The 22,075-nt window shown below is 45.1% G+C and carries 20 protein-coding genes and 1 tRNA gene; 5 read left to right on the top strand and 16 right to left on the bottom strand.

Features of this window, described 5'->3' with window-relative positions; translation table 11 throughout:
- Positions 1-112: 112 nt before the first annotated feature.
- Entirely contained in the window at positions 113-283 is a 171-nt protein-coding gene (locus tag NKI27_RS17885) for a hypothetical protein (RefSeq protein WP_265047370.1), read from the top strand.
- A 263-nt stretch (positions 284-546) separates the two neighbouring features.
- Here the strand turns inward: NKI27_RS17885 and NKI27_RS17880 are convergent.
- From NKI27_RS17880 to rpsU, 5 genes are all read right to left on the bottom strand, one after another.
- Positions 547-623: transfer RNA gene (locus tag NKI27_RS17880), tRNA-Ile, on the bottom strand.
- 75 nt (positions 624-698) lie between these two features.
- Entirely contained in the window at positions 699-2,534 is a 1,836-nt protein-coding gene (gene rpoD, locus NKI27_RS17875; RefSeq protein WP_265047369.1) for an RNA polymerase sigma factor RpoD, read from the bottom strand.
- A 127-nt stretch (positions 2,535-2,661) separates the two neighbouring features.
- The gene (dnaG, locus tag NKI27_RS17870; RefSeq protein ID WP_265047368.1) at positions 2,662-4,449 is read right to left on the bottom strand and encodes a DNA primase; all 1,788 of its coding nucleotides are present in this window, start codon (positions 4,447-4,449) and stop codon (positions 2,662-2,664) included.
- Positions 4,450-4,606: 157 nt separating this feature from the next.
- Positions 4,607-5,059 carry a GatB/YqeY domain-containing protein gene (locus tag NKI27_RS17865; RefSeq protein WP_265047367.1) on the bottom strand — a complete coding sequence of 151 codons (453 nt, stop codon included), beginning with the start codon at positions 5,057-5,059 and terminating at the stop codon, positions 4,607-4,609.
- A gap of 27 nt (positions 5,060-5,086) precedes the next feature.
- Positions 5,087-5,302, bottom strand: coding sequence for a 30S ribosomal protein S21 (gene rpsU, locus NKI27_RS17860; RefSeq protein ID WP_250656481.1), 216 nt, complete (start codon positions 5,300-5,302; stop codon positions 5,087-5,089).
- 299 nt (positions 5,303-5,601) lie between these two features.
- Here rpsU and tsaD point away from each other — a divergent pair, with 299 nt between their 5' ends.
- Complete coding sequence (tsaD, locus tag NKI27_RS17855) at positions 5,602-6,630, top strand: tRNA (adenosine(37)-N6)-threonylcarbamoyltransferase complex transferase subunit TsaD (protein WP_265047366.1); 1,029 nt, start codon at positions 5,602-5,604, stop codon at positions 6,628-6,630.
- Here tsaD and plsY read toward each other — a convergent pair.
- On the bottom strand, positions 6,627-7,232 hold the full coding sequence (gene plsY, locus NKI27_RS17850) for a glycerol-3-phosphate 1-O-acyltransferase PlsY (RefSeq protein ID WP_265047365.1): 606 nt from the start codon (positions 7,230-7,232) through the stop codon (positions 6,627-6,629). The two genes, tsaD and plsY, sit on opposite strands and share 4 nt — an antisense overlap.
- A gap of 172 nt (positions 7,233-7,404) precedes the next feature.
- On the opposite strand from plsY, the gene folB reads away from it, so the two are divergent.
- Both folB and folK (NKI27_RS17840) read left to right on the top strand, forming a co-directional pair.
- Positions 7,405-7,785, top strand: coding sequence for a dihydroneopterin aldolase (gene folB / locus NKI27_RS17845; RefSeq protein WP_265047364.1), 381 nt, complete (start codon positions 7,405-7,407; stop codon positions 7,783-7,785).
- Positions 7,778-8,299 carry a 2-amino-4-hydroxy-6-hydroxymethyldihydropteridine diphosphokinase gene (gene folK / locus NKI27_RS17840; protein WP_265047363.1) on the top strand — a complete coding sequence of 174 codons (522 nt, stop codon included), beginning with the start codon at positions 7,778-7,780 and terminating at the stop codon, positions 8,297-8,299. The genes folB and folK (NKI27_RS17840) overlap by 8 nt, the downstream gene beginning before the upstream one ends.
- 23 nt (positions 8,300-8,322) lie before the next feature.
- Here the strand turns inward: folK (NKI27_RS17840) and pgi are convergent, their stop codons facing one another.
- The 9 genes from pgi to dksA form a co-directional block, all read right to left on the bottom strand.
- The gene (gene pgi / locus NKI27_RS17835; protein ID WP_265047362.1) at positions 8,323-9,975 is read right to left on the bottom strand and encodes a glucose-6-phosphate isomerase; all 1,653 of its coding nucleotides are present in this window, start codon (positions 9,973-9,975) and stop codon (positions 8,323-8,325) included.
- Between the two features lie 46 nt (positions 9,976-10,021).
- Positions 10,022-10,864, bottom strand: coding sequence for a pantoate--beta-alanine ligase (gene panC, locus NKI27_RS17830; RefSeq protein ID WP_265047361.1), 843 nt, complete (start codon positions 10,862-10,864; stop codon positions 10,022-10,024).
- 80 nt (positions 10,865-10,944) lie between these two features.
- Complete coding sequence (gene panB / locus NKI27_RS17825) at positions 10,945-11,736, bottom strand: 3-methyl-2-oxobutanoate hydroxymethyltransferase (RefSeq protein ID WP_265047360.1); 792 nt, start codon at positions 11,734-11,736, stop codon at positions 10,945-10,947.
- Between the two features lie 139 nt (positions 11,737-11,875).
- Positions 11,876-12,373, bottom strand: a complete 498-nt coding sequence (gene folK, locus NKI27_RS17820; protein ID WP_265047359.1) for a 2-amino-4-hydroxy-6-hydroxymethyldihydropteridine diphosphokinase — start codon at positions 12,371-12,373, stop codon at positions 11,876-11,878.
- Positions 12,374-12,440: 67 nt separating this feature from the next.
- Positions 12,441-13,829, bottom strand: coding sequence for a polynucleotide adenylyltransferase PcnB (pcnB, locus tag NKI27_RS17815; RefSeq protein WP_265047358.1), 1,389 nt, complete (start codon positions 13,827-13,829; stop codon positions 12,441-12,443).
- 871 nt (positions 13,830-14,700) lie between these two features.
- The gene (locus tag NKI27_RS17810) at positions 14,701-16,098 is read right to left on the bottom strand and encodes a sigma-54-dependent transcriptional regulator (protein ID WP_265047357.1); all 1,398 of its coding nucleotides are present in this window, start codon (positions 16,096-16,098) and stop codon (positions 14,701-14,703) included.
- A 3-nt stretch (positions 16,099-16,101) separates the two neighbouring features.
- Positions 16,102-19,062 (bottom strand): sensor histidine kinase, encoded by a 2,961-nt coding sequence (locus tag NKI27_RS17805; protein WP_265047356.1) that lies wholly within the window; start codon positions 19,060-19,062, stop codon positions 16,102-16,104.
- Positions 19,063-19,286: 224 nt separating this feature from the next.
- Complete coding sequence (gene gluQRS / locus NKI27_RS17800; protein ID WP_265047355.1) at positions 19,287-20,195, bottom strand: tRNA glutamyl-Q(34) synthetase GluQRS; 909 nt, start codon at positions 20,193-20,195, stop codon at positions 19,287-19,289.
- An 88-nt stretch (positions 20,196-20,283) separates the two neighbouring features.
- Positions 20,284-20,721, bottom strand: a complete 438-nt coding sequence (gene dksA / locus NKI27_RS17795) for an RNA polymerase-binding protein DksA (RefSeq protein ID WP_265047354.1) — start codon at positions 20,719-20,721, stop codon at positions 20,284-20,286.
- 238 nt (positions 20,722-20,959) lie between these two features.
- Here dksA and sfsA point away from each other — a divergent pair, with 238 nt between their 5' ends.
- On the top strand, positions 20,960-21,709 hold the full coding sequence (gene sfsA, locus NKI27_RS17790; RefSeq protein WP_265047353.1) for a DNA/RNA nuclease SfsA: 750 nt from the start codon (positions 20,960-20,962) through the stop codon (positions 21,707-21,709).
- A gap of 28 nt (positions 21,710-21,737) precedes the next feature.
- Here the strand turns inward: sfsA and NKI27_RS17785 are convergent, their stop codons facing one another.
- Positions 21,738-22,073 carry a Rieske (2Fe-2S) protein gene (locus tag NKI27_RS17785; protein WP_265047352.1) on the bottom strand — a complete coding sequence of 112 codons (336 nt, stop codon included), beginning with the start codon at positions 22,071-22,073 and terminating at the stop codon, positions 21,738-21,740.
- Positions 22,074-22,075: the final 2 nt, after the last annotated feature.

Here is a 22,075-nt window from a genome sequence, read left to right as displayed (position 1 = left end):
AGCTGATGGATTAGTGCTTCTGCTAATGGATGCCTAGTTGTTGCGACACCTGCCTAGTGGTGTGACTGCCAATGAGAGTATTGGACTATTCAAATTATGAGTACGCCCCACCATGAAAGAAACTAGCCAAGACTTTGAGCCATACAATCCTGAAGACGATGATTTCATCTGCTTTATGCGTACCGATGGTGGAACCATTGCCTCAAAGAATGGCGTAACAGTTAAGGTCGATAAAATCGGTACTACTCCAGATAAAAACGCAACTGATCGTGATGATTCCTGATTTAGTATAAACGTAATTAAAAGGTGGGCTGATACCATCTTATAAGCGGTGCTGTACGGGCATCTTTAACGATATGCGCTTTTGTAGCGGTCTGAAGGAAGCAGTTACGTTAGTTTGTCAGATGGTTTTATGTGAGTATTGGCAAGAATTCTATAGAAGACTTGGTTCGGTGTAGCCGTTGGCTTAGGGTCACCACTAGGGTCACCAAATTAGATATTATAATTTTGAATGATACTTGGTAGGCTGTAACTTATTGATTTAAATGGTGCCTCCTCCCTGACTTGAACAGGGGACCTACCGATTATGAGTCGGGTGCTCTAACCAACTGAGCTAAGGAGGCACTTTAAACAGTTTCTAAGATATTACTGTAGAAAAGAAGGCGTCATTATACTGATGACGCCTTGTATTTCAACAGTTATTCGTCGAGGAAGCTACGAAGGTGATCGGAGCGGCTTGGGTGACGAAGTTTACGTAGAGCTTTAGCTTCGATTTGACGAATACGCTCTCTAGTGACGTCGAATTGCTTACCGACTTCTTCTAGCGTGTGGTCTGTATTCATTTCGATGCCAAATCGCATACGTAGTACTTTTGCTTCGCGGGCGGTTAAACCCGAAAGAACAGAGGTTGTTGCTTCTTTCAGACCAGCACCGGTCGCTGAGTTTATTGGTGATTCGGCTAGCGTATCTTCAATAAAGTCACCTAAGTGTGAATCTTCATCATCACCGATGGGCGTTTCCATTGAGATAGGCTCTTTCGCAATTTTTAATACTTTGCGCACCTTATCTTCAGAGAGCTCCATACGCTCGCCTAATTCTTCTGGAGTAGGCTCGCGACCCATTTCCTGAAGCATTTGACGAGATATTCGGTTCAGTTTGTTGATGGTTTCAATCATATGAACCGGAATACGGATGGTTCTGGCTTGGTCAGCAATAGAGCGAGTGATCGCCTGTCTGATCCACCACGTCGCGTAGGTTGAGAACTTGTAACCACGGCGATATTCAAACTTATCAACGGCTTTCATCAGGCCGATGTTGCCTTCTTGAATCAAATCGAGGAACTGAAGCCCACGGTTGGTATATTTCTTTGCGATAGAAATAACCAGACGCAAGTTAGCTTCAACCATCTCTTTTTTCGCTCGACGCGCTTTGGCTTCAGCAATAGAGATTCTGCGGTTGATGTCTTTAATTACAGGAACATCGATACCCGCATCATTGGATAGAAGCTTAATTCTGCGTTGTAATCGGCTAATGTCATCAACTCGTGCGCTGATAGCGTCTGAATAGGCTAAGCCAGCGTCGGCTATACTTTGTGCCCACTCTAAATTGCTTTCGTTGCCCGGAAACTTCTTAATAAAGTCTTTTCTGGGCATTTTGCATTCGCGCGCACAGATATCCATGATTTTTCGCTCATGGCGTCTGATGCCGTCATTAACGTCACGCACTTTTCTAACCAATGCGTCAAATCGCTTAGGGGCTAGTTTTAGTGGCGCGAAAATAGCGCCTAGTTTATCAAGTTCTTTAATCGCTTCTTTGCTTAGGCGACCATGTTTGTTAATGGCGTCTTCTGCGATTTGAAACTGCTGGCGAAGATCAGTGAAGCGTGCCTTTGTCTCTTCTGGATCTGGACCGCTTTCTACTTCTTCTTCGTCTTCATCATCGTCATCTTCTTCGTCATCGTCTTTGCTTTCTACTTTAGCTTCTTCAACCGCTTTGGGTGTAACCGCTTTCTTTACTTCAGCGTCAGGGTCGAGGAATCCTGTGACGATATCACTTAGACGGCCTTCTTCTTCGACAATTGTGTCGTAGGTGCCAATAGTGTTTAATACTGATCCAGGGAAAAGGGCAAGAGCCGACATGACGTCTCGTAAGCCTTCTTCGATACGTTTGGCTATTACTATTTCGCCTTCGCGCGTCAGAAGTTCAACGGTACCCATTTCACGCATATACATGCGCACAGGGTCGGTTGTTCGCCCTGCTTCAGATTCTACCGCTGCCAGTGCTGCGGCTGCTTCTGCGGCTGCCACCTCATCGGTAGAGTCGCCATCAGCCATCAGCAGAGAATCGGCATCAGGTGCGCTTTCGCATACCTTAATGCCCATATCATTAATCATTCGAATGATATCTTCGACTTGATCTGGATCTGCGATGTCTTGTGGAAGATGGTCGTTTACTTCTGCGTAAGTCAGGTACCCCTGTTCTTTACCACGAGCAATTAGTTCTTTCAAACGGGACTGTTGAGAATCGCCTGACATATACACCCTTTCAGTTTGGTGATTGATCAAAAATCAAACTGACATTATAGCTTGAATCGCAAAGCCATGCCACTGAAGGCATTAATGGTGGCGATATTTTAAAATTCAAGTGAATGTCAGCAGTTAATTACTGTATTGTTGTCTCTCCCCATGTGGAGAGCGCTCTGAGTTCTTCTTTTTCTTCATTGCTAAGCGGCTGGGTGTGTGACTTCTCTAGGAGTGCGTCACGTCTTTTGTTTTGTGCCACCTTGTGAAGCGTGTCATGCGCTTCTTGTAGTGCGTCTTCTGCTAAAGGAATAAACTCAATTTCGTCAAAAAGAGTATAGAAGTAATTTTGATTATCGCTATCGGTGGCGATAGAAATTAATAAATCTTTATGTGTTGTTAATGCGTAGTTAATCATAAAGCGTGAGAAGTTCAGGGCAATGGGGAACTGATCTTCTAGTTTGTTGCTCTCGATGTGCTCGCAAAATGTTTTCGCTTTGTCTGGGTAAAAATAAAGCGCAAGGCAGACAGAGACATCGGGTTTTCGTTTCACTGAAACCTGAGTGACTATTTTTTTATAAAATCCAGTATTATCTGATGATTGGCTGCGATCATTTTTCGAATACTTAGGGTTGTAGGGGTACTTTGAGTTGTTAGAATACTTTGAGTTCTTATAGCTGCGACGTGTTAAAGCGTATAGTTGATCTTTGATTGCGGCTTTAATGGTTGCTGAGGCAATTAGGTTTATTTCAGGCTCTGCTCGATTTTTTAATAGGCCTTTATGTTCCGGTATTTCAAGGTCTAGTCCTTCACTGTGTACGTCAAAAAAGAAACTCGAGAGAGGTCTTGCTTGAGTGATTCTTGCCTCAAAGCTCGACTTGCCTTCTTTTCTGATCATGGTGTCAGGGTCTTCGCCTTCAGGAAGTAGTAGAAATTGAATTTGTACGCCGTCTTGAATGAGCGGTAGGCAATTATGCATAGCTTTATGCGCAGCGTTTAGGCCTGCTGTATCGCCGTCAAAGCAAAAGACGAGGTGATTGGAGTGCCTAAGTAGCGCGTTTAGGTTGTCTTGGTTGGTGGCTGTGCCTAGCATAGCAACGGCATAGGTAACACCGTACTGAGCGAGCGAGACAACATCCATATACCCTTCGCATACCAATAGCTTATCTATCGTGCGATTGGCTTTATAAACTTCATAAATACCGTAAATTTCATGGCTTTTATGAAAGACCGATGATTCAGGCGAATTAATGTATTTGGCTTTGTCGTTTCCCAGTGTTCGCCCGCCGAAGGCGATGGTTTTGCCTCGAGTGTTTCGGATGGGAAACATGATTCTGTTGCGAAATAAATCAAACGGGGTTCTGCCATCTTCGCTAAAAACTATTTTTGTATCGATTAGTGCTTTAAGGCGTTCTTTTGAGCTAAGCGGAGCCAGGTTACTTTTTTCAGTAGGTGCAAAACCTAGCTTATAGGCTTTAATGATCTCACTGCTTAACCCGCGCTTACTGAGGTATTGCTGTGCGTGTTCTTTAAGTGGGTGTTTTTGCAGTTGTTGTTGATAGAAATCGGATGCGAACTCTAATGCGTCTATTAGCAGTTGGCTGGCGTCATATTGCTTTTGAATCGCCTCGTCCCTAGGAACGTCCATGCCTGCTGTTCTGGCGAGTTCTTCAACGGCTTCATTAAACGACAGGTTTTCGTATTCTCTTAAAAATACAATAGCATTGCCTGAGGCGCCACAACCAAAGCAATGGTAAAACTGTTTGTCGGGGATAACGTTAAATGAGGGGGTTTTTTCTTCATGAAATGGGCAGCATGCTTTATAGCTGCCACCACTTTTCTTTAATCGCACGCGAGAAGATATCAGCTCGACAATGTTTATTCTGCCTAGTAGGTCGTCGATAAAGGGCTGTGGTATCATTCCTGCCATTAGGTTTGGCGTTCTCCAGCAACTAAAGAAGTAAATGATCTAACGAGCAACGAAGAATATACTACTCAGATTGATCAATGATCAAATTTCTATCGTGATGAGAGTAGAGGGGGTTATTTTTAGAGTAGCTGTATAGCTGTTGTGCAGGTAAGAAGGCCTATAAGAAGGCTTTTTTAACTTTTCCGCTTATATTACCCATATCAGCTCTGCCTTGAACTTTGGGTTTGAGTATGGCCATGACCTTACCCATTTCTTGTACTGTGGTTGCGCCGCTTTCGCTGACAGCTTGTTGCACTAGTATGTCTAGCTCTTCATTGCTTAATGGTTCGGGAAGAAATTCCTGAATAATAACAATTTCGTCTAACTCAACTTGTGCAAGTTCGGTCCGACCAGCATCACTATACTGTCTGGCTGAATCCCGTCGTTGTTTAACCATTTTATCTAAAATAGTTAATAAGCGTTCGTCATCGATTTCAGTACGTTCATCGACTTCAATGCGCTTAATTTCTGCCATGATTAACCTAATGGTGCCAAGACGAGGTTTGTCTTTTGCACGCATTGCATCTTTCATGGCGTCTTTAACGTTGGATTTTAGCTCTGTGCTGGCCATAGACCTGTCCTATTAATCAATAGTCGATTAATAAAGACGTTCGAAACGTTTGGTTTCGCGCTGAACTTTTTTGGCGTGACGCTTAACAGCGGCAGCAGCCTTACGCTTGCGTACAGAAGTTGGCTTTTCATAGAATTCGCGACGACGAACTTCTGAAAGGATACCTGCTTTTTCGCAAGAACGCTTAAAACGACGTAGAGCAATATCAAATGGCTCGTTTTCTTTAACTTTTACAGAAGGCATTCAAGGTACCTGTAATCTTTGGGTTAATCTGGTTCTGATCTGCACTTATAATGAGTGCTTGATCCATCTGTTCTTACTGTTTGTTCCTATAAATAGACTGATTATTAATCAAGTAAAAACTATAGGGGGCCGAATTCTAAACCTTATCTGTCTTACTTGTAAAGAGTTGCGTTGAATTTAAAGCACCTGATCTGATTTTCTGGTAACCTGCGCATGATTAAAAGGCTGTAAATTGAGAGTAGAAACAGGCCGATTGTTCAAAATAGCTGTGTTGCGACGTTAATGGTGGAGTAGGGCGAGTGATAGTACTGGGTATTGAAACCTCATGTGATGAAACGGGAATTGCGCTGTTCGACAGTGAGCAAGGGTTGTTATCTCATGCACTTTACAGCCAGGTTGAGCTTCATGCTGATTATGGTGGTGTGGTGCCGGAGCTGGCGTCAAGAGACCATATTCGTAAAATCCTGCCGTTGATTGATGAGGTCCTGATTGCCGCTAAATTAGATAAATCTGACATTAATGCAATTGCTTACACTGCAGGGCCGGGCTTGGTCGGTGCGCTGATGGTAGGGGCGGCCGTAGGTCAATCGCTGGCGTTGGTGTTGGGTATTCCCGCAGTTGGTGTACACCACATGGAAGGGCATTTACTTGCCCCAATGCTCGAAGCATCGCCGCCTGCATTCCCTTTTGTCGCTTTGTTAGTTTCAGGTGGACATACCCAGTTAGTTAAAGTTGAGGGTATTGGTCGCTATGAGCTATTAGGGGATTCAGTGGACGATGCTGCGGGAGAGGCGTTTGATAAGGCCGCTAAGATGCTAGGGCTAGATTACCCCGGTGGTCCTCGAATTGCGAAGTTGGCAGAGTCTGGTGATGTAAGTCGTTTTCGCTTTCCGCGTCCGATGACGGATCGGCCAGGTCTTGATTTTAGTTTCAGCGGCTTAAAGACATTTACGTTGAATACGACCCAGCAGCATAAGGTTAATGGCGTTGTTGACGAGCAAACTAAAGCGGATATTGCCGCTGCTTTTCAGTCGGCGGTGGTCGATACATTAACGATTAAGTGCCGGAGAGCGTTGCGCCAGACCGAAATGAAAAGATTGGTTATAGCGGGTGGGGTGAGTGCCAATACATCGCTGAGAGAGGCGTTAGAGACGATGGTCTCTAAAGAAAAAGCTGAGGTTTTTTACGCTAGGCCAGAATTTTGCACCGATAATGGCGCTATGATTGCGTTTGCAGGTTGTCAGCGTTTAATGGCTGGGCAGCACGATGACCGATCTTTAAAAGCGACACCTCGGTGGCCTTTAGAGAGTTTGCCTGCTATTGATTAGAGGTCTGGCTTATCAAGCCGTTTCTCATTTTGTGTTAATAACCCTGAAATATTATCTTTATGCCGAAAGATAATCATGACACTGAGAATGCTATAAACCAGTGTATAAGAGGGGTCTAACAGGTAAGCTGTCAGAGGTGCTAGTACTGCAGCAGTAAGTGATGCAACAGATGAAATTCTGACTTTTCGAGCTACGGCTATCCAGCAGGCGGTAATGAATAGTGTGGTGAGGGGTGAAAGCACTAGGCCAGCTCCTAGCGTGGTGGCAACGCCTTTCCCCCCTTTAAAATGATAGTAAATGGGGTACATATGGCCCGTTATTGCTGCAAGGGCAATAATGCCTTGAGTGAGTTCTGGTAACCCCGCAGCGACGGCAAAACAGACTGGTATAGCGCCTTTTACGCTATCGATAATCAGTGTGATAACCGCTGGCGTCGTTCCGCCAATGCGATATACATTGGTTGCTCCAGGGTTTTTTGAACCTGATGTTCTGGGGTCAGTGAGAGAAAAAAAACGGCAGGTAGAAATAGCGCCAGATATGGAACCGAGGCCATAAGCGAATAGGGTAAGTACGCAAGTAATAATGAAGCTGTCGGTATCCATAGGTTTTAAATAGGGACTGATTAAAGAGAACTTAGTAACATACACGCCAATACAGATATAGGCAATTTCTGTATTGGCTAATGGTTATGAGTTAAATTCATGCGCTGGTTAGGCGCTTCGCAAGATTCATTAATATCCTCGGCTTGAGGCTGTGTTCAGTAGGAATGTAATAGTGAGTGATAGAGTATTTATAACGGGGTTGGCTATTGATGCGACCATCGGCGTTTATGACTGGGAACGAACCATAAAGCAGCGATTAGTGCTAGATTTAGAGATGTGTTTTGATATTTCCACTGCCGCGTCGACGGATGACCTTGTTCACGCTCTGGACTACAGCGCGGTTTCGCAGCGAATAATATCATTCGTTGAAGCGAGCGCTTATCAGTTACTGGAAGCATTGGCAGAACAAGTTGCGCGAATTGTAATGGATGAGTTTTCTGTTTCGGGGTTAATGCTCAGAATGAACAAGCCGGGTGCAGTGCCTGAAGCGGCAGGTGTTGGTCTGGTTATTACGCGTGGCGATTACCCAAAAGGAGAGCGCTCACTTGGCTGAAGTCTATGTAAGCATCGGGAGCAATATAGAGCCCGAACTGCACGTAACTGCGGCGCTAGATGCTCTGCAGGATCATTTTGGCGAGTTACAGGTATCTTCAGTCTTTGAAAGTGAGTCTGTTGGTTTTGATGGTGACTGTTTTCTGAATTTAGTGGTGGGCTTTAATACGGCGTTGGCAGTCGGTGAGCTATCTCTGCTACTTAAGCGAGTTGAGTCTGAAAACGGGCGCGTTAAGAATGCGCCTAAATTTTGCTCTCGTACGCTGGATATTGATATTCTGACTTACGATGAGCAAGTGGGAAATATTGATGGCGTGTCTTTACCGAGATCTGAAATTTTAGAGAATGCATTTGTGCTTTGGCCGCTAGCTGAAGTGGCAGGTAATAAAGTACATCCGCAGATACTTAAGACGTATGCGCAATTATGGCAGGCGTTTGACAGGTCTCAGAAGCTGAAACCTGTCGATTTCATCTGGCAAGGTGAAACGGTATCACCTATGAAGTCAGCTATTTAGAGGTTGCTAGCCTCGGTGCAAGCTTAAATTGACGTGCCGTAGGTGCTATAAAGGTCGATAAGGCCTTCTGTTGATGCATCGAGTTGTTTATTTGATGGCTCATCTAGCAATTTATGAAGTATCTCATTGCCGAGCTGCTTACCTAGCTCTACGCCCCACTGGTCAAATGAATTGATATTCCATATCGCACCCTGAACATAAACCTTATGTTCATACATTGCTATAAGTGCTCCTACGGTTCGCGGCGTTGCCTTATCAAACAGAATGGTGTTAGAAGGCTTGTTGCCTGCTATCACCTTATGAGGCGCTAACGTGTTAGCGTCTTCGTGACTAAGTCCCTTATCTAAAAGCTCTTGTTTGGCTTCTTGCTCGGTCTTTCCCTGCATAAGCGCTTGAGTTTGGCTTAGGCAGTTTGCAAATAAAATTGCATGGTGGGTTGCGACAGGGTTGTGGCTTTGTAAAGGAATGATGAAATCTGCAGGTGATAATCGAGTGCCTTGGTGCAATAACTGATGATAAGCATGTTGACCATTGGCTCCCGCCCCCCCCCAAATAATAGGGCCGGTCGTGTAGTCTGTTTCATCGCCATCTAAGTCAACTGATTTGCCGTTACTTTCCATGTCCAGCTGTTGGATATGAGCGGGTAACCCTCTTAAATAATGGTCGTAAGGGAGGATCGCGTGGGAGTCTGCACCTAAAAAGTTGCCATACCAAATGCCAAGCAAGCCTTGAATCACGGGTAGGTTCTCTTCTAAGGGGGCTGTTCTAAAATGGTTGTCCATCGCATGAGCACCTGATAGCAGTGCTTTAAAGCCGTCCATACCAATGGTAAGTGCGATGGGGAGCCCGATAGCAGACCATAATGAATATCGACCACCAACCCAGTCCCACATGGGGAATATATTCTCTTCTTGTATGCCAAACTCAATCGCTGATTGGGTATTAGCCGTTACGGCTACAAAGTGTTTGGCGATGGTTTCTAAGTTGCCCCCGTTTCTTAAGAACCAGCTTCTTGCTACCTTGGTGTTCTCAAGGGTTTCTTGGGTGCCAAACGATTTTGACTGAATGATAAACAGTGTTGTTTCTGGGTTAACGTGCTTGAGCACTTCAGTAATATGGCTGCCGTCAATATTGGCGACATAGTGGCAGTTTAACGTGTTATTCCAGTAAGGTTTTAATGAGGCTGACACGAGTTTAGGGCCAAGAAATGAGCCGCCAATACCAATACTAATAATGTCAGTGAAGGGTTTGTTGGAAAAGCCACGCCACTGGGCGCTATGAATCCGCCAAACGAACTGATCCATTTGCTGCAGGGCATCGCGTACATCTGGCATGATATCTTTGCCATCGACTTCAATAGGGTCGTTTGCTAGGTTTCTGAGAGCAATATGCAGTGCAGGTCTTTTTTCTGTGGTGTTAATGGCCTTTCCCTGAAACATGGCTTCTATTTTTTCAGGGAGGTTTGCTTCGCGCGCTAAGTTCACTAACAGTGATTTTGTTTCTGCTGAAATGCGGTTTTTAGAATAATCGAGTTTTATGCCTGCCGCTTCGGTAAAAAAACGTTTGAAGCGTTCTGGGTCGTTCGCAAACATATCTCGCATATGTAATGGAATAATATGCTTAGCGTGAGCTTCTAGGGCTGACCAGCTGGGTAAGTCTGTGAGTGTTGGCTTCAATGTCTCTTTCCTTGCTGTAAAAAAGCGTTTAATGCTAACGCACCCATTATATCGTTATATTATCTATAAGCCGCGTATCGCCTAAATAGGCCGCAGCAAGAATAGTAATGGATTCAGTCGTTTGAGCTGCTGGCTTAAGTGTTTCACTATCGACAATATTAAAGTAGTCAGGCTTAAATTGATTGTCTAATAACAGTGACTCGGCCTCACGACTGAGTGCTGTAAAATCGCGTGCGCCGGCTTGAATTTTTTGCCCAGTGAGATTGATAATGTCACTTAGCCTTGGCGCTATGGCTCGCTCTTCTTCGCTGAGGTAACCATTGCGAGAGCTTTTTGCTAAGCCGTCAGGATCTCTGGCAGTAGGGAGGCCGATGATCTGGATCGGCATAAATAAGTCTTTTACCATCTTTCGGATAACCGCCAGTTGTTGGAAGTCTTTTTGGCCAAATATGGCTACATCGGGTTGCACCATATTAAACAGCATCATCACAACGGTCGATACGCCGGTAAAGTGCCCTGGACGACTAGCTCCGCAGTGAAACTCGGTGATATCAGGCACTATGACCTTGCTTTGGTTGTCCATACCTTGTGGGTAAATCTCTTTTGCTGAAGGCGCAAAAACGAGGTGGTTACCCGCTTGAGATAGCTTTTGTTGATCTTGTTCTAATGTTCTTGGGTAAGAATCTAGATCTTCGTTGGCACCAAACTGCATCGGGTTTACAAATATACTGGTGATAACAAAATCGCCATGCGTTAGCCCTTCTGTCACGAGAGAGATATGACCCTCATGTAGGTTGCCCATTGTGGGCACAAAAACGATGCGTTGACCTTTCTTTCGCTGCTGCGCCACAATGCTGCGTAGCTCTTTAATGGTATGTACAGTCTTCATATGCTTTTGGTGTCAAATGATGGTTGATGGCCTGTTTAGCTGCTTTATAGCTTGGCGTGCGTGCAAAACAGTGCCGCAGGCTAGTTAAATGAGTGTTCATCTGCTGGGAAGTCACCGCTTTTTACTGCGTCGACATACGCTTTTATGGCGCCGTCGATCGAGCCGCTTTCTTCCATGAAGTTTTTGACAAACTTAGGACGTCGCCCTGGTGTGATACCTAGAAGGTCATGAATAACCAGTACCTGGCCGTCTGTACCAGAGCCCGCGCCAATGCCTATTACCGGGGCTGAAATATTTTTAGTTAAGCGAGTAGCAAGGCTGCTCGGTACGCACTCAAGAAGAATAATATCAGCACCCGCTCGCTCTTGGGCAATGGCGTGCGCAATAATTTCGTCTGCCTGTGAGGACTCACGGCCTTGAACCTTATAGCCGCCCAGTTTATTAACCGACTGCGGTGTTAGGCCCAAGTGAGCGCAAACAGGGATTCCGCGCTCGCTCAGCATTCTAATCGTTTCACACAGCCAGTCGCCTCCTTCTATTTTCACCATGTGAGCACCCGCTTGCATTAATAGCGCTGCGTTTTCTAGTGCCTGCTCGGGTGTTGCATAAGACATGAAAGGCATATCGGCCATAATTAAGGCGCCTTGATTGCCGCGCTTAACCGCCTCTGTATGATAGATCATGTGATCCATGGTCACCGGTAGGGTGCTGTCGTGACCTTGTAAAACCATTCCTAACGAGTCACCCACAAGGATAACTTCAACACCTGCAGAACCTACAATATGAGAAAATGTTGCATCGTAGCTGGTTAGGCAGGTGAACTTTTCGCCTGCTTCTTTGCAGGTTTTCAACGATTGAATTGTGGTGGGCATTTTAAATCCTACATGTCTTTATCGCCGTTAGGCGTCAATAAAGGGGTCCGCTGCTCGGGCTGCTTTAGGCTAAGGGTATCGGGTTCGAAGGCCGGATACAATATTCTAAAAGCGGAAATTTGCCTGCATTTTGCTGTTATCACGGCCCCGAGCATAAATGAAGTTGATTGTCAGGGCATGATTGCAAAAGAGAGAGGAGAGATGTGCCATTCGGGAGTGCTAGAGTTGGCTCGAGCTCAAGCATTGGTTTTAGTACAAAATCTCTATTGCTTATTTCTTTGTGAGGTACTGTTAGCTCAGGCGTGTTGATGGTCTGGTTGCCGAACATCAGTATGTCTAGATCGATGGTGCGTTCACCCCAGTGTCGCTTTTTGATGCGGCCTTGGTTGCGCTCGATGGTCTGTAGCTGCTGAAGAAGTGCTTCAGGTGACAGCGTTGTTTTTAACTGTGCAACAGCATTAACAAAATCTGGCTGATCTTGAGGCCCTACGGGCTTGCTGCTATAGAATGACGAATGGCTGATTAGTTCAGTTGCAGGGAGTTTTGCTAGTGTGCTTAATGCTACTTTTAATTGTTTAGTCGGCTCGTCTAGATTGCTGCCAAGACCAATATATACGTTGCTGATGGATTCTTTCACTATTGAGTAAGCCTTGCCGTGCTGTCGAGACTCGACCCCGAGAAATGGGGTCTAGTGATTCAGTTATTTAGTGCGTTGAAGAGTTAGGGGCACTGCCGGAATAGCGCTTTTTTCTGCGTCTGGGGCGCGGACCATTCTCTTTTGCGCTGCTGGACATCTTGCGCTGTATATTTTCGTCTGATGCTTGATAGTCTGTCCACCACTGACCTAAACCGCCAAGATTCTCGCCGCTTTGCTCTCTTAGCAGAAGAAAGTCATAAGCCGCTCTAAATCGTGGCTGGGCAATTAGTTGGGCTGCTTTATTGCCGCTTCTTTTTGGAAGCCTAATTTGCATCTCCCATATTTCCTTCATATTAAGGCTGAAGCGTTTAGGGATAGAGGTCGATTTGCACTGCATTGTAATCACTTTCTGTGATGCTTGTTGTAATGCCGGGAAAGGAGGCGTACCACTTTCTTTGTTTTTGCTCCACTGATCTTCTAATGCTGGCCATAGTAGTGAGGCATAAAGAAAGGCTGGTGTGACGGGCTTTTTCTGCTTGATTCGTAAATCGGTATTGATCAGTGCCTGTTCAACCAACTTTAAATAACGTTCTGGGCCCTGCTTAAGGCTTTTCTCTGAGCCAGGAAATAGCTGGCCGAATAAGTTGTAGTGCCTAAGCATTTGAAATGTAGTGAGAGCTTTGCCTGAGAGCATAAGCTTGAGAACTTCATCAAAAAGGCGAGCCGCTGGAATGTTGTTCAATAATGATGCTAGTTCGAAAATAGGCTCTTCGGTTTCAGGTGCGATGGTGAAGTCTAGCTTAACGGCAAATCGAACAGCACGAAGCATTCGTACAGGGTCTTCTCTGTACCGAGTGGCTGGATCGCCGATTAATCGAAGTTGTCTCTTTTCAATATCTTCAAGGCCGTTTGCGTAGTCATATATAGTGAAGTCTTTGACGCAATAATATAAGGCATTGATAGTGAAATCACGTCTTAGAGCGTCTTCTTCCATGGTGCCGTAGACGTTATCTCTGAGTAGCATTCCATCTTCTGAGCTGGTGCTCTGGTTGGCACTCAGTTTAGGGGCTTCGTGATGACCTCTAAATGTCGCGACTTCAATGACTTCGCGACCAAACAAAACATGGACTAATTTAAATCGGCGACCGATTAGGCGTGAGTTTTTAAATAGACGGTGCACTTCTTCTGGGTGAGCATCTGTTGCGATGTCAAAATCTTTAGGGCTAAGGCCCAATAAAAGATCTCGTACACCCCCACCTACTAGGTATGCTTGATAGTCAGCATTATTCAGCCGATAAAGGACTTTTAGCGCTGGAGAGCTAATATCTTTTCGGGAAACAGGGTGGTTATCTCTTGGGATTATGTTTAATTCTGACTGTGGAGCCTCCTCGATACTGAGTTGGTTTGCGCCATTTTTAACGCGATCCCACAGACGCTTTGCCTTTTTTAAAACCACTTGAGAAGTTCCTGAATCTTGTTCGGTTAATGGGCGACTAAAAGACTTAAGTGACTTGTTAGTGCCGTTCTATAAATAAGGAGCGCAGATTTTACCTGTTTGAATGCAATAAGGCGAATAGTGTAGGCGTTTTAGGGAAGGCTTTGAAATGAGCTAGCAGGGAAAGCTTGCGCTTTCCCCTGCTGAGAAGAGTAGACAAATAATTATTTTTATTGTTCTGTCCTTGTCCCATAGATTTTTTGCTATTCATTAAATAATGAGTAGCTGTACAAACGAAAAATTTCAAAAGCGTAGAGTGGTAGTCGTAAAGAAAGGGCTTAATTATAAGGTTTTCGCTGCTGTTGCAGTTCTTGTTAACCGAATAAAACCACTCAATTCACTCTAAATAGCCACTAAAAAACTAAGCATTTAAAACTATCTGTTTGCTACTTAGCGTCCATTATTATTTTTATTTGGGTTGCTAAGTTTCCGCTTTGTTATTTTTATTTGTGCAGTTTTATTTATGTTTTTATTTTTATTTTACAGGTTAAGTAATAGCATAGTGGGTGCCATGTTTTGATAACGTCTTTAAAAACAATGATTTAATGTATTTTTTGATATGGGTTTAAAATCAATCTAGGTCGGTTGTTACTGGAACGGCAACAAAAAACAAGGCGATTGTTTCGCAAGGTAACACTCGGTAACAGTGTGGGGGAGTCGCCGAGAGGGAAGCAAAGAAAAAACGAGGAAACTACGCCACACTAAACTAAAGCGACTACTTGGCACAGATTCCCAACGGTTGGCCTGTCTATATTATATAGACGCTAAAATTTAAAAGCGCAAGAAACGGTTGATAGAAATAGGGCGTCACTTGCTAGGGTAGGTGGTAGTATTAGCAGCCTTTCTTTCTTGGGATGCCTAGCCTTTGTCGACGCTCCCATAAGCTTTTTCTGCTGATGCCGAGTTTTTGTGCAAGCTCGGTTTCGCTCATTTTTTCCTGATGTTCAAGAACAAAATGTTGAAAATAGTCTTCAAGTGATAGGTCTTTCGGCTTGTCGCGAACCGGTTTGGGCTTGGCTGCGCTTGGGCTAAAAAGCCCTTTTGGAATGCTAAACTCATCAATATCTGTTTCGATATCGAGTAGATCTGCGGTGATCATGCCGTCTTCACAAAGAATAATGGCGCGCTCAATGGCGTTTTCCATTTCTCGAACGTTACCTGGCCAGTCATGTTCTTGGATTGCTTTCATCGCGTCGGGCGAAAGCGCCATGCCGGTTCTGCCGAGTTTGTCAGATAAATTCTGAAGTAGGAGTTTTGCGAGATCGAGAATATCGCCCTGTCTATCTCTCAATGGAGGCAGTTTTAGCTGCATTACATTGAGGCGATAATACAGATCTTCACGGAACTCACCGGTTTTTGATAGTGCTCTTAAGTTTCGATGGGTCGCTGCGATAAGGCGAATGTTAACTTTGAGTGCTTGAGTGGAGCCGACTCTTCGAATCTCGCCTTCTTGTAGTACTCGTAGTAGCCGTGCTTGAGCTTCTATGGGTAGCTCACCTATTTCATCGAGAAATAATGTGCCGCCATCAGCGGCTTCTACTAAACCATTGCGAGCACTAACGGCGCCTGTAAATGCCCCTTTTTCATGGCCAAAGAGTTCTGACTCAATGAGTGTCTCGGGAATTGCAGCGCAGTTAACACAAATTAGGGGTTTGCTATCTCGCTTGCTAAACGTATGCAATGCTCTTGCGGCTAACTCTTTACCTGTGCCTGACTCGCCCTGTATCAATACGGTTGCGTCGGTAGGGGCCACTTTTGCAATGAGGTTAAAAACCTTTTTCATTGGCAGGCAGCGGCCGTAAATAATGTCACTGATTTGGGATATGTCTGCTAGCTCAGGTTCTTCTTCGGCTTCGCCGTCAGAGGCTATTGGGTTATGCGATTGTTTTTCAAGTATTTGCTCGACGGCAATTAGCATTTCATCATGATCAAAGGGTTTCGCGATGTAATCGATAGCGCCCATCTTCATTGAGTCTACAGCTGAACGTAAACTGGCGTAACTGGTCATGATTAAAACAGGTTTGCCGACCGCTAAATCTATGAGGTCTGTACCTGGGCGACCGGGTAGTCGTAAGTCTGAGATTATCAGATCAAATTCATCAAACTGATAATTATCGATAGCATCTTGTACAGACTCAGCTTGCTCTACACCGTAACCGTTATGAACCAGTAACTTGTGAAGTGCGGTACGAATAATCTCTTCATCTTCTACTACGAGAATGTGTTTCATACGTTATAAAGCCGATTTATCAGTGTCGTCGTTAGTGGGTTGATGGGCGGGCAGGCTTAGCCTCACTGTGGTGCCTTTTCCTGTCTGCCTATCTGCGGGGCTAATCACTTGGATCTGCCCATAATGTTCTTCTATGATGCTGTAGACTAGCGATAACCCAAGCCCAGTACCTTTGTTTGGATCTTTAGTGGTATAGAAAGGCTCAAATATATGATCTAACTGATCTTTAGGTATGCCGCCTCCTTGATCCGAAACATCAATGATAACGGAGTAACCGTCTACTTTGCCAGTGATCTTGATCACGCTTCCGGCGGGTGACGCATCTCGTGCATTTGAAAGCAGGTTGATAAATACTTGCACAAGGCGCTGCTCATCACCAATAACGGTTAGGCTTTCATCGCACTCATTGTGGTACCCAATATCGTTAGTCAGGCCACTGAGAGATAACAAGTTGATCGCTTCTTGAATACAGCGATTGATATTAGCAGGTTCATGTACGCTTGACTGAGAATGATTCCCCGAACGTGAAAAATTCATGAGGGATTGCAGAATATTTGATATGCGCTTGGTCTGATCGATGATTTGCTGGGCCGTGGTCAGCATTTCTTTATCATCGGTCTCTAACTTCATATTTTGTGCAAGGCACGCGATACCCGTGACTGGGTTGCCAATTTCATGGGCTACTCCGGCTGCAAAGCGGCCCACTGAAGCAAGCCTGCTACTGTGTATTAGTTTTTCTTCTAATAATTGGTTTTCGGTCTGATCCTCTAACAGTATGACTAGCCCGCCTTCACTGTTTTGAGGGCCTGCTATTAATGATTTATGAAGATTAAACCAATGGGGTTGCCCCTCTAAATCAATCCGTTTTTTATGCAGGTGCGCCTGATCTACTTGAGCAAAATCGTTGAGAAGTCCAGCCCAAGGGTGCGGGATCGCACTAAGATTAGAGCCAATCACCTGATCTGAAGAGACGTCCGTGAGCATACTCATGGCTTGATTCCACATTAAAATCTCTAAGTCGTGCCCAAGTGAACACGCGGCAATGGGCAGATTTTGAAGTGTTTGTCGATGGTATCGTCTTAAGCTGTCTAGCTCTGCTGCAAGCCCCGTCAATCTAGATTGATAGTCTTCTAGTGAGCGCTCTACATAATGAATATCTTGACCGGCTCCGCTGGGGGTTGTCTGCTTATAGCTTAGGTTTTGTTTAACGATATCTTGTGCAATTGACGGCCCCATTAAGCCCGATAAGTTCACTTCGATCTGATCTCGTAAGCGGCGAAGGGCATAAGGGCGGTATTCGATGGCGGGTAGCTTGAGCTCACTTAATGCGCGCTCGACCTCTCTATTGGCAACGTGTGCGCCAAGAGGCTTGCTTAGACATTCTTTAAACTCACCTGAAGAGCTAGCGACTAATTCTCTGCGTTGTGGACGTGAAAGCGTGTCTACTGAGCATGCTTGGGCTGCGGCTTCTTCTGCGCGTGATGTTTCGGTTAGCATCGAAACAAGAACAAAAACAGTCACGTTTGCGGTGAGGGCGAAGAACGTATAAATATGCCAGTGATCGCGCTCAAGGCTGTAGTCTGTCAGCACGCCCAGCAAGTCCGTTGCATCATAGCCAAAAAGCAAGGGACTCAGCATAGTGAAACCCCAGATGATGATGCCGGTTATCATGCCGCTAATGACACCGTTTCTATTGCCAATAGGCCAATAGAGAACGGCTAATACACCTGGCAAGAGCTGTAGCATTGCTGAAAACGCGAGTATGCCTAACAACGAAAGCGATACGGAATGGCTTGTTATGAGATAAAAAATATAAGAAAGAAAAATGATTAATGCGATTAACCCGCGTTTTACCCATTTTAGCCAACTATAAATATTGTCGGTTCCTCTTGGCGGGTATACCGGCAATACAAAGTGGTTTAGCACCATACCTGCAAGCGCAAGCGTGGTGACGATAATCATGCCGCTGGCGGCAGAAAGACCACCGATAAACGCGACAATACTGAGTGCAGGAGTGTCGGCTGAGAGAGATACGCCTAATGTGTAATACTCCGGGACTGTTGAAGCGTTAAGATTGATACCCGCCCATAGAATGGGCGGGATTGGTAAGCTGATTAGCAATAAATAGAGCGGTAAACCCCAAGAGGCTTTGAATAAGTTTTGCGGGTTTTGATTTTCGGTGAACGACATATGAAACATGTGAGGCATGACTAATGCAGACGCAAAAAATATTAACAGCAGCGCTCTCCATGGCCCATCATCTATGGTTTGCTCAAACGCTGTGACACGCGGGCCCTGAGTTTGCAGCCACTCATTGAGTGCGCTAAACCCGCCAAACACCTCGCTGACGGAATAATACCCAATAGCCAGTAGAGCCACTAACTTAACGATAGACTCAAACGCAATGGAGACAACCAAGCCGTCATTATTTTCGCCAGGGATGTTGCCTCGTGCGCCAAATAAAAAGGCAAATGCGATCATAACCAGACAGAAAGCAAAGCCAAGTAAATTGGGGGGAGCGCCAGGTGCAAGGATCTGAATGGAGTTGGCGACGGCCTGTATTTGTAAACTGAGTAACGCCAAAGTGCCCATGAGGGTGAATAATGTGACTAATGTGCCTGCAAACTGGCTGCGGTATCTAAAGGCGAATAAGTCGGCTAACGATGAAAGTTGGTAGGCGCGGGTAATGCGAAGTATCGGCAGCATTAATACTGGCGCTAATAAAAAGGCACCACAAACCCCCAGGTAATAAGCTAAAAACCCATAGCCAAACTCATAGGCGAGGCCAACCGAACCATAAAATGCCCAGGCACTAGCGTACACGCCGAGGGACAACACGTAAGTGACGGGGTGACGAACGATGCGTTTGGGGACAAACCCTTTATCGGTGGCCCAAGCAATGCCAAATAATAGTAATAGGTAGGTGATCCCGATAAGAAAGAGTTGGATCAGGTTAAAACTCATTTGGGCCTCGCCTAGATTCTAGCCAAATTGCGACGCCTATTAATACAAGCCAAATGATATAGGGGCGATACCACGCGCCACCAGGTTCTGCCCACCAGCCAATGACGACGGGTGAGAAGATATAGATGGCCAGCACGAGCAGAAAAACAAGTCGGTAAATATACATTTTTTATTAGAAATCCCGAATAGGGGCTGCGTGATATCAATTATCTTATAGAGGCACATCATAACTCAGACGTGGTATGCCATCCACCTTGTATTGATAGGCTTTTAGGGACTCGGTTAAGCGACCAGTTTTGAATGGCCCAAGCAATGATCTCCTCGGCGGACGCTCCGCTTAGTAAAGGCGGCAAAGGATGGTTAAGTGCGGCCAGCGCATGTTGTAAGTTTTGACTGATCCGAGGGGTGTTTATTGAGGGGGCTAAATTTTGTTTGCTGAGTTTTTGTCCTCGGTTATTTACAATAATCGGGATATGACCAAATAACGGTGGAGAAGTGGCTAGGGCGTCATAAAGAGCAAGTTGAGCTGGAGTCGAATCCAGTAAATCACTGCCGCGAACAATATGAGTGATACGTTGGTCTATGTCGTCGCAGACAACGGCGAGTTGGTATGAGTAAAAGCCTTCTTTGCGTTTAATGACAAAGTCATCGGTTTGCTTATTGGCTAAAAAAGACTGCTGCCCGAGTAATAAGTCATTCCAAGTATACGTTCTTTCTTTCGTGTGAAACCGAATGGCCATAGGCTTTAATGCATCGGGATGTTGAGGATTGCACTCAGAGCTGTGAGAGCCATTATTTTTATTCAGTGTTTTGCGACTGCAAGGACAATAATATGTATGCCCACTTTGCTTTAATTGTTCTATTAACGATTCGTAGGCACTGCTTTGCTGAGACTGGTAGCGTACGGTTTCATCCCAAAATAGGTGGTGTGATTCTAGTGTACGCAGTATGTCGCTGCTGGCCCCCGGTGCCTCTCGAAGCGGATCTATATCTTCAATTCTGACAAGCCATATACCGTTGTTTTTTCGAGCGTCGAGAAAGCTGGCTAGCGCCGCTACAAGAGAACCAAAATGTAAAGGCCCGGTAGGAGATGGGGCAAATCTGCCGCGATAGTTTGAACTAGGGTGAGTCATATGAGGAAATCTTTACGAGCGGGTTTGATACCGCGCTCGTATATTGTCGTGAGCTTAGTGCTGTTAATAAGCGCTAGCTTGGTGACGATTAGAGGCCTGAGTGGCGCTCTTTGATCTCAGCAAGTGTTTTGCAGTCGATACAGAGTGATGCTGTCGGTCGCGCCTCAAGTCTACGAATGCCAATTTCTACACCGCAAGAGTCGCAAAAGCCGTAATCGTCTTTTTCAATACGGTCAACCGTGCTGCCGATTTTCTTAATGAGTTTGCGCTCACGATCACGAGTACGTAACTCTAAGCTGAACTCTTCTTCTTGAGTCGCGCGGTCACTTGGGTCTGCGTAGTTAGCTGCGTCTTCTTGCATGTGATGCATCGTGCGATCAACTTCTTCCATTAATTCCTGCTTCCAAGCAAGTAAAATTTCGCGGAAGTGATCTCTCTGTGCTTCATTCATGTACTCTTCACCGTCTTTAATCGGGTAAGGAGTAAAACCTGAAAATCCGTCTTTATTCATCGCTGTATCTGGCATATTTTCAGCCTCATCTTATTATTACTTCAGACCGAACCTTTTTGGTGCAGAACGGCTCGGAGAAATCATACACGCCGTACTATATAACCTTATGCTTGATAAGGAAACAGTACAATTTAGCCAGCGGAAAATATCAGAATAATGATGCGTTGGCCAACGTTTTATTTTCTTTATGTCTAAAAGTAGCAAATTCATCATGTTTAATCTAATTTGTTACATTTTTTATAAGAGGCCTCCCTTGAAGTTTGATCAAAAGCTGCAGTCAGGTTTGTTAATCCAGCGATATAAGCGGTTTTTAGCAGACATTGAAGTTGAAAAAGACGGAAAACAGCCGAAGGTACTTACGATTCATTGTCCAAACACGGGGGCAATGACAGGGTGTAATGTGCCTGGTAGCCGGGTGTGGTTTAGCACCTCAGATAATGCCAAGCGGAAATACCCTAATACTTGGGAGCTTCTAGAAACACTTGAGGGTGATTGGGCTTGTATTAATACGGTCTTAGCAAACAAATTAGTTGAAGAAGCGATAAACGCAGATGTGATAGAGGCGTTAAAAGGCTATAGCGACTTATCTCGTGAGGTGCGCTATGGTGACGAAAAAAGCCGCATTGACCTACTTTTATCTAACCCTGAAAAGGATCGCCGAGACTGTTATATCGAAGTAAAGAGCGTGACGCTGTTAACTGAAAATCATATTGGGATGTTCCCTGATGCTGTAAGTGCACGAGGGCAAAAACATTTGAGAGAGTTAATGGCCATGGTTGAGGCGGGCCATCGAGCCGTATTGTTTTTTTGTGTTAATCATACGGGAATTAAAAGTGTTCGCCCTGCTGATCATATTGACCCTGAATATGGGCAGTTGTTGCGGCAGGCTGCAGCAAGAGGCGTTGAGATTCTGGCTTACGGGGCAGATATTTCAGATACTGATATTGTGTTAACAAGGCAGCTTCCAGTCCAGCTGAACGCTGCCCCTACGTTGTCTGAATAGCTTTAGTTGTAGAGCAAGCGCTAAGAGGCTACGCTGTTAGCTCATCGGGAATGCGAATAAGTATTTGGTTATTTTCAATGGTAGTCTCAATCGGCGTTAATTTATCACCCACGCAAGGACCACTGACGCAGTTGCCTGAGTCAATTTCGAATAGCGCGCCATGGGTTGAGCATTGAATAAAATAGTTTTCACTGCAAAGAAATTGATCCGGCATATACTCAAGAGGGATGCTCAAATGGGGGCATTGGTTTTGATAAACATGCACTTGGCCATCTTTTCGTACGGCAAATAGCGATATTCCGTTGAGTTCAAAACCTTTACTTTGGTCTTCTTGGATTGCGTCCAGATCGCATAGCACCTGCATAT

This window comes from Alkalimarinus alittae, assembly GCF_026016465.1.
GTDB lineage: Bacteria > Pseudomonadota > Gammaproteobacteria > Pseudomonadales > Oleiphilaceae > Alkalimarinus > Alkalimarinus alittae.
The sequence above is the reverse complement of the archived record's forward strand: the minus strand, read 5'-3'. Positions and strand labels throughout refer to the sequence as shown.

Excerpts from the sequence above, each read along its gene's own strand:
- dksA (WP_265047354.1), bottom strand. The coding sequence starts at position 20,721 with ATGCCAGATACAGCGATGAATAAAGACGGATTTTCAGGTTTTACTCCT.
- NKI27_RS17865 (WP_265047367.1), bottom strand. The coding sequence starts at position 5,059 with ATGGCCAGCACAGAGCTAAAATCCAACGTTAAAGACGCCATGAAAGAT.
- gluQRS (WP_265047355.1), bottom strand. The coding sequence starts at position 20,195 with ATGACTCACCCTAGTTCAAACTATCGCGGCAGATTTGCCCCATCTCCT.
- NKI27_RS17785 (WP_265047352.1), bottom strand. The coding sequence starts at position 22,073 with ATGCAGGTGCTATGCGATCTGGACGCAATCCAAGAAGACCAAAGTAAA.
- dnaG (WP_265047368.1), bottom strand. The coding sequence starts at position 4,449 with ATGGCAGGAATGATACCACAGCCCTTTATCGACGACCTACTAGGCAGA.
- panB (WP_265047360.1), bottom strand. The coding sequence starts at position 11,736 with ATGCCCACCACAATTCAATCGTTGAAAACCTGCAAAGAAGCAGGCGAA.
- rpsU (WP_250656481.1), bottom strand. The coding sequence starts at position 5,302 with ATGCCTTCTGTAAAAGTTAAAGAAAACGAGCCATTTGATATTGCTCTA.
- panC (WP_265047361.1), bottom strand. The coding sequence starts at position 10,864 with ATGAAGACTGTACATACCATTAAAGAGCTACGCAGCATTGTGGCGCAG.
- NKI27_RS17885 (WP_265047370.1), top strand. The coding sequence starts at position 113 with ATGAAAGAAACTAGCCAAGACTTTGAGCCATACAATCCTGAAGACGAT.
- plsY (WP_265047365.1), bottom strand. The coding sequence starts at position 7,232 with ATGGATACCGACAGCTTCATTATTACTTGCGTACTTACCCTATTCGCT.
- rpoD (WP_265047369.1), bottom strand. The coding sequence starts at position 2,534 with ATGTCAGGCGATTCTCAACAGTCCCGTTTGAAAGAACTAATTGCTCGT.
- NKI27_RS17805 (WP_265047356.1), bottom strand. The coding sequence starts at position 19,062 with ATGAGTTTTAACCTGATCCAACTCTTTCTTATCGGGATCACCTACCTA.
- NKI27_RS17810 (WP_265047357.1), bottom strand. The coding sequence starts at position 16,098 with ATGAAACACATTCTCGTAGTAGAAGATGAAGAGATTATTCGTACCGCA.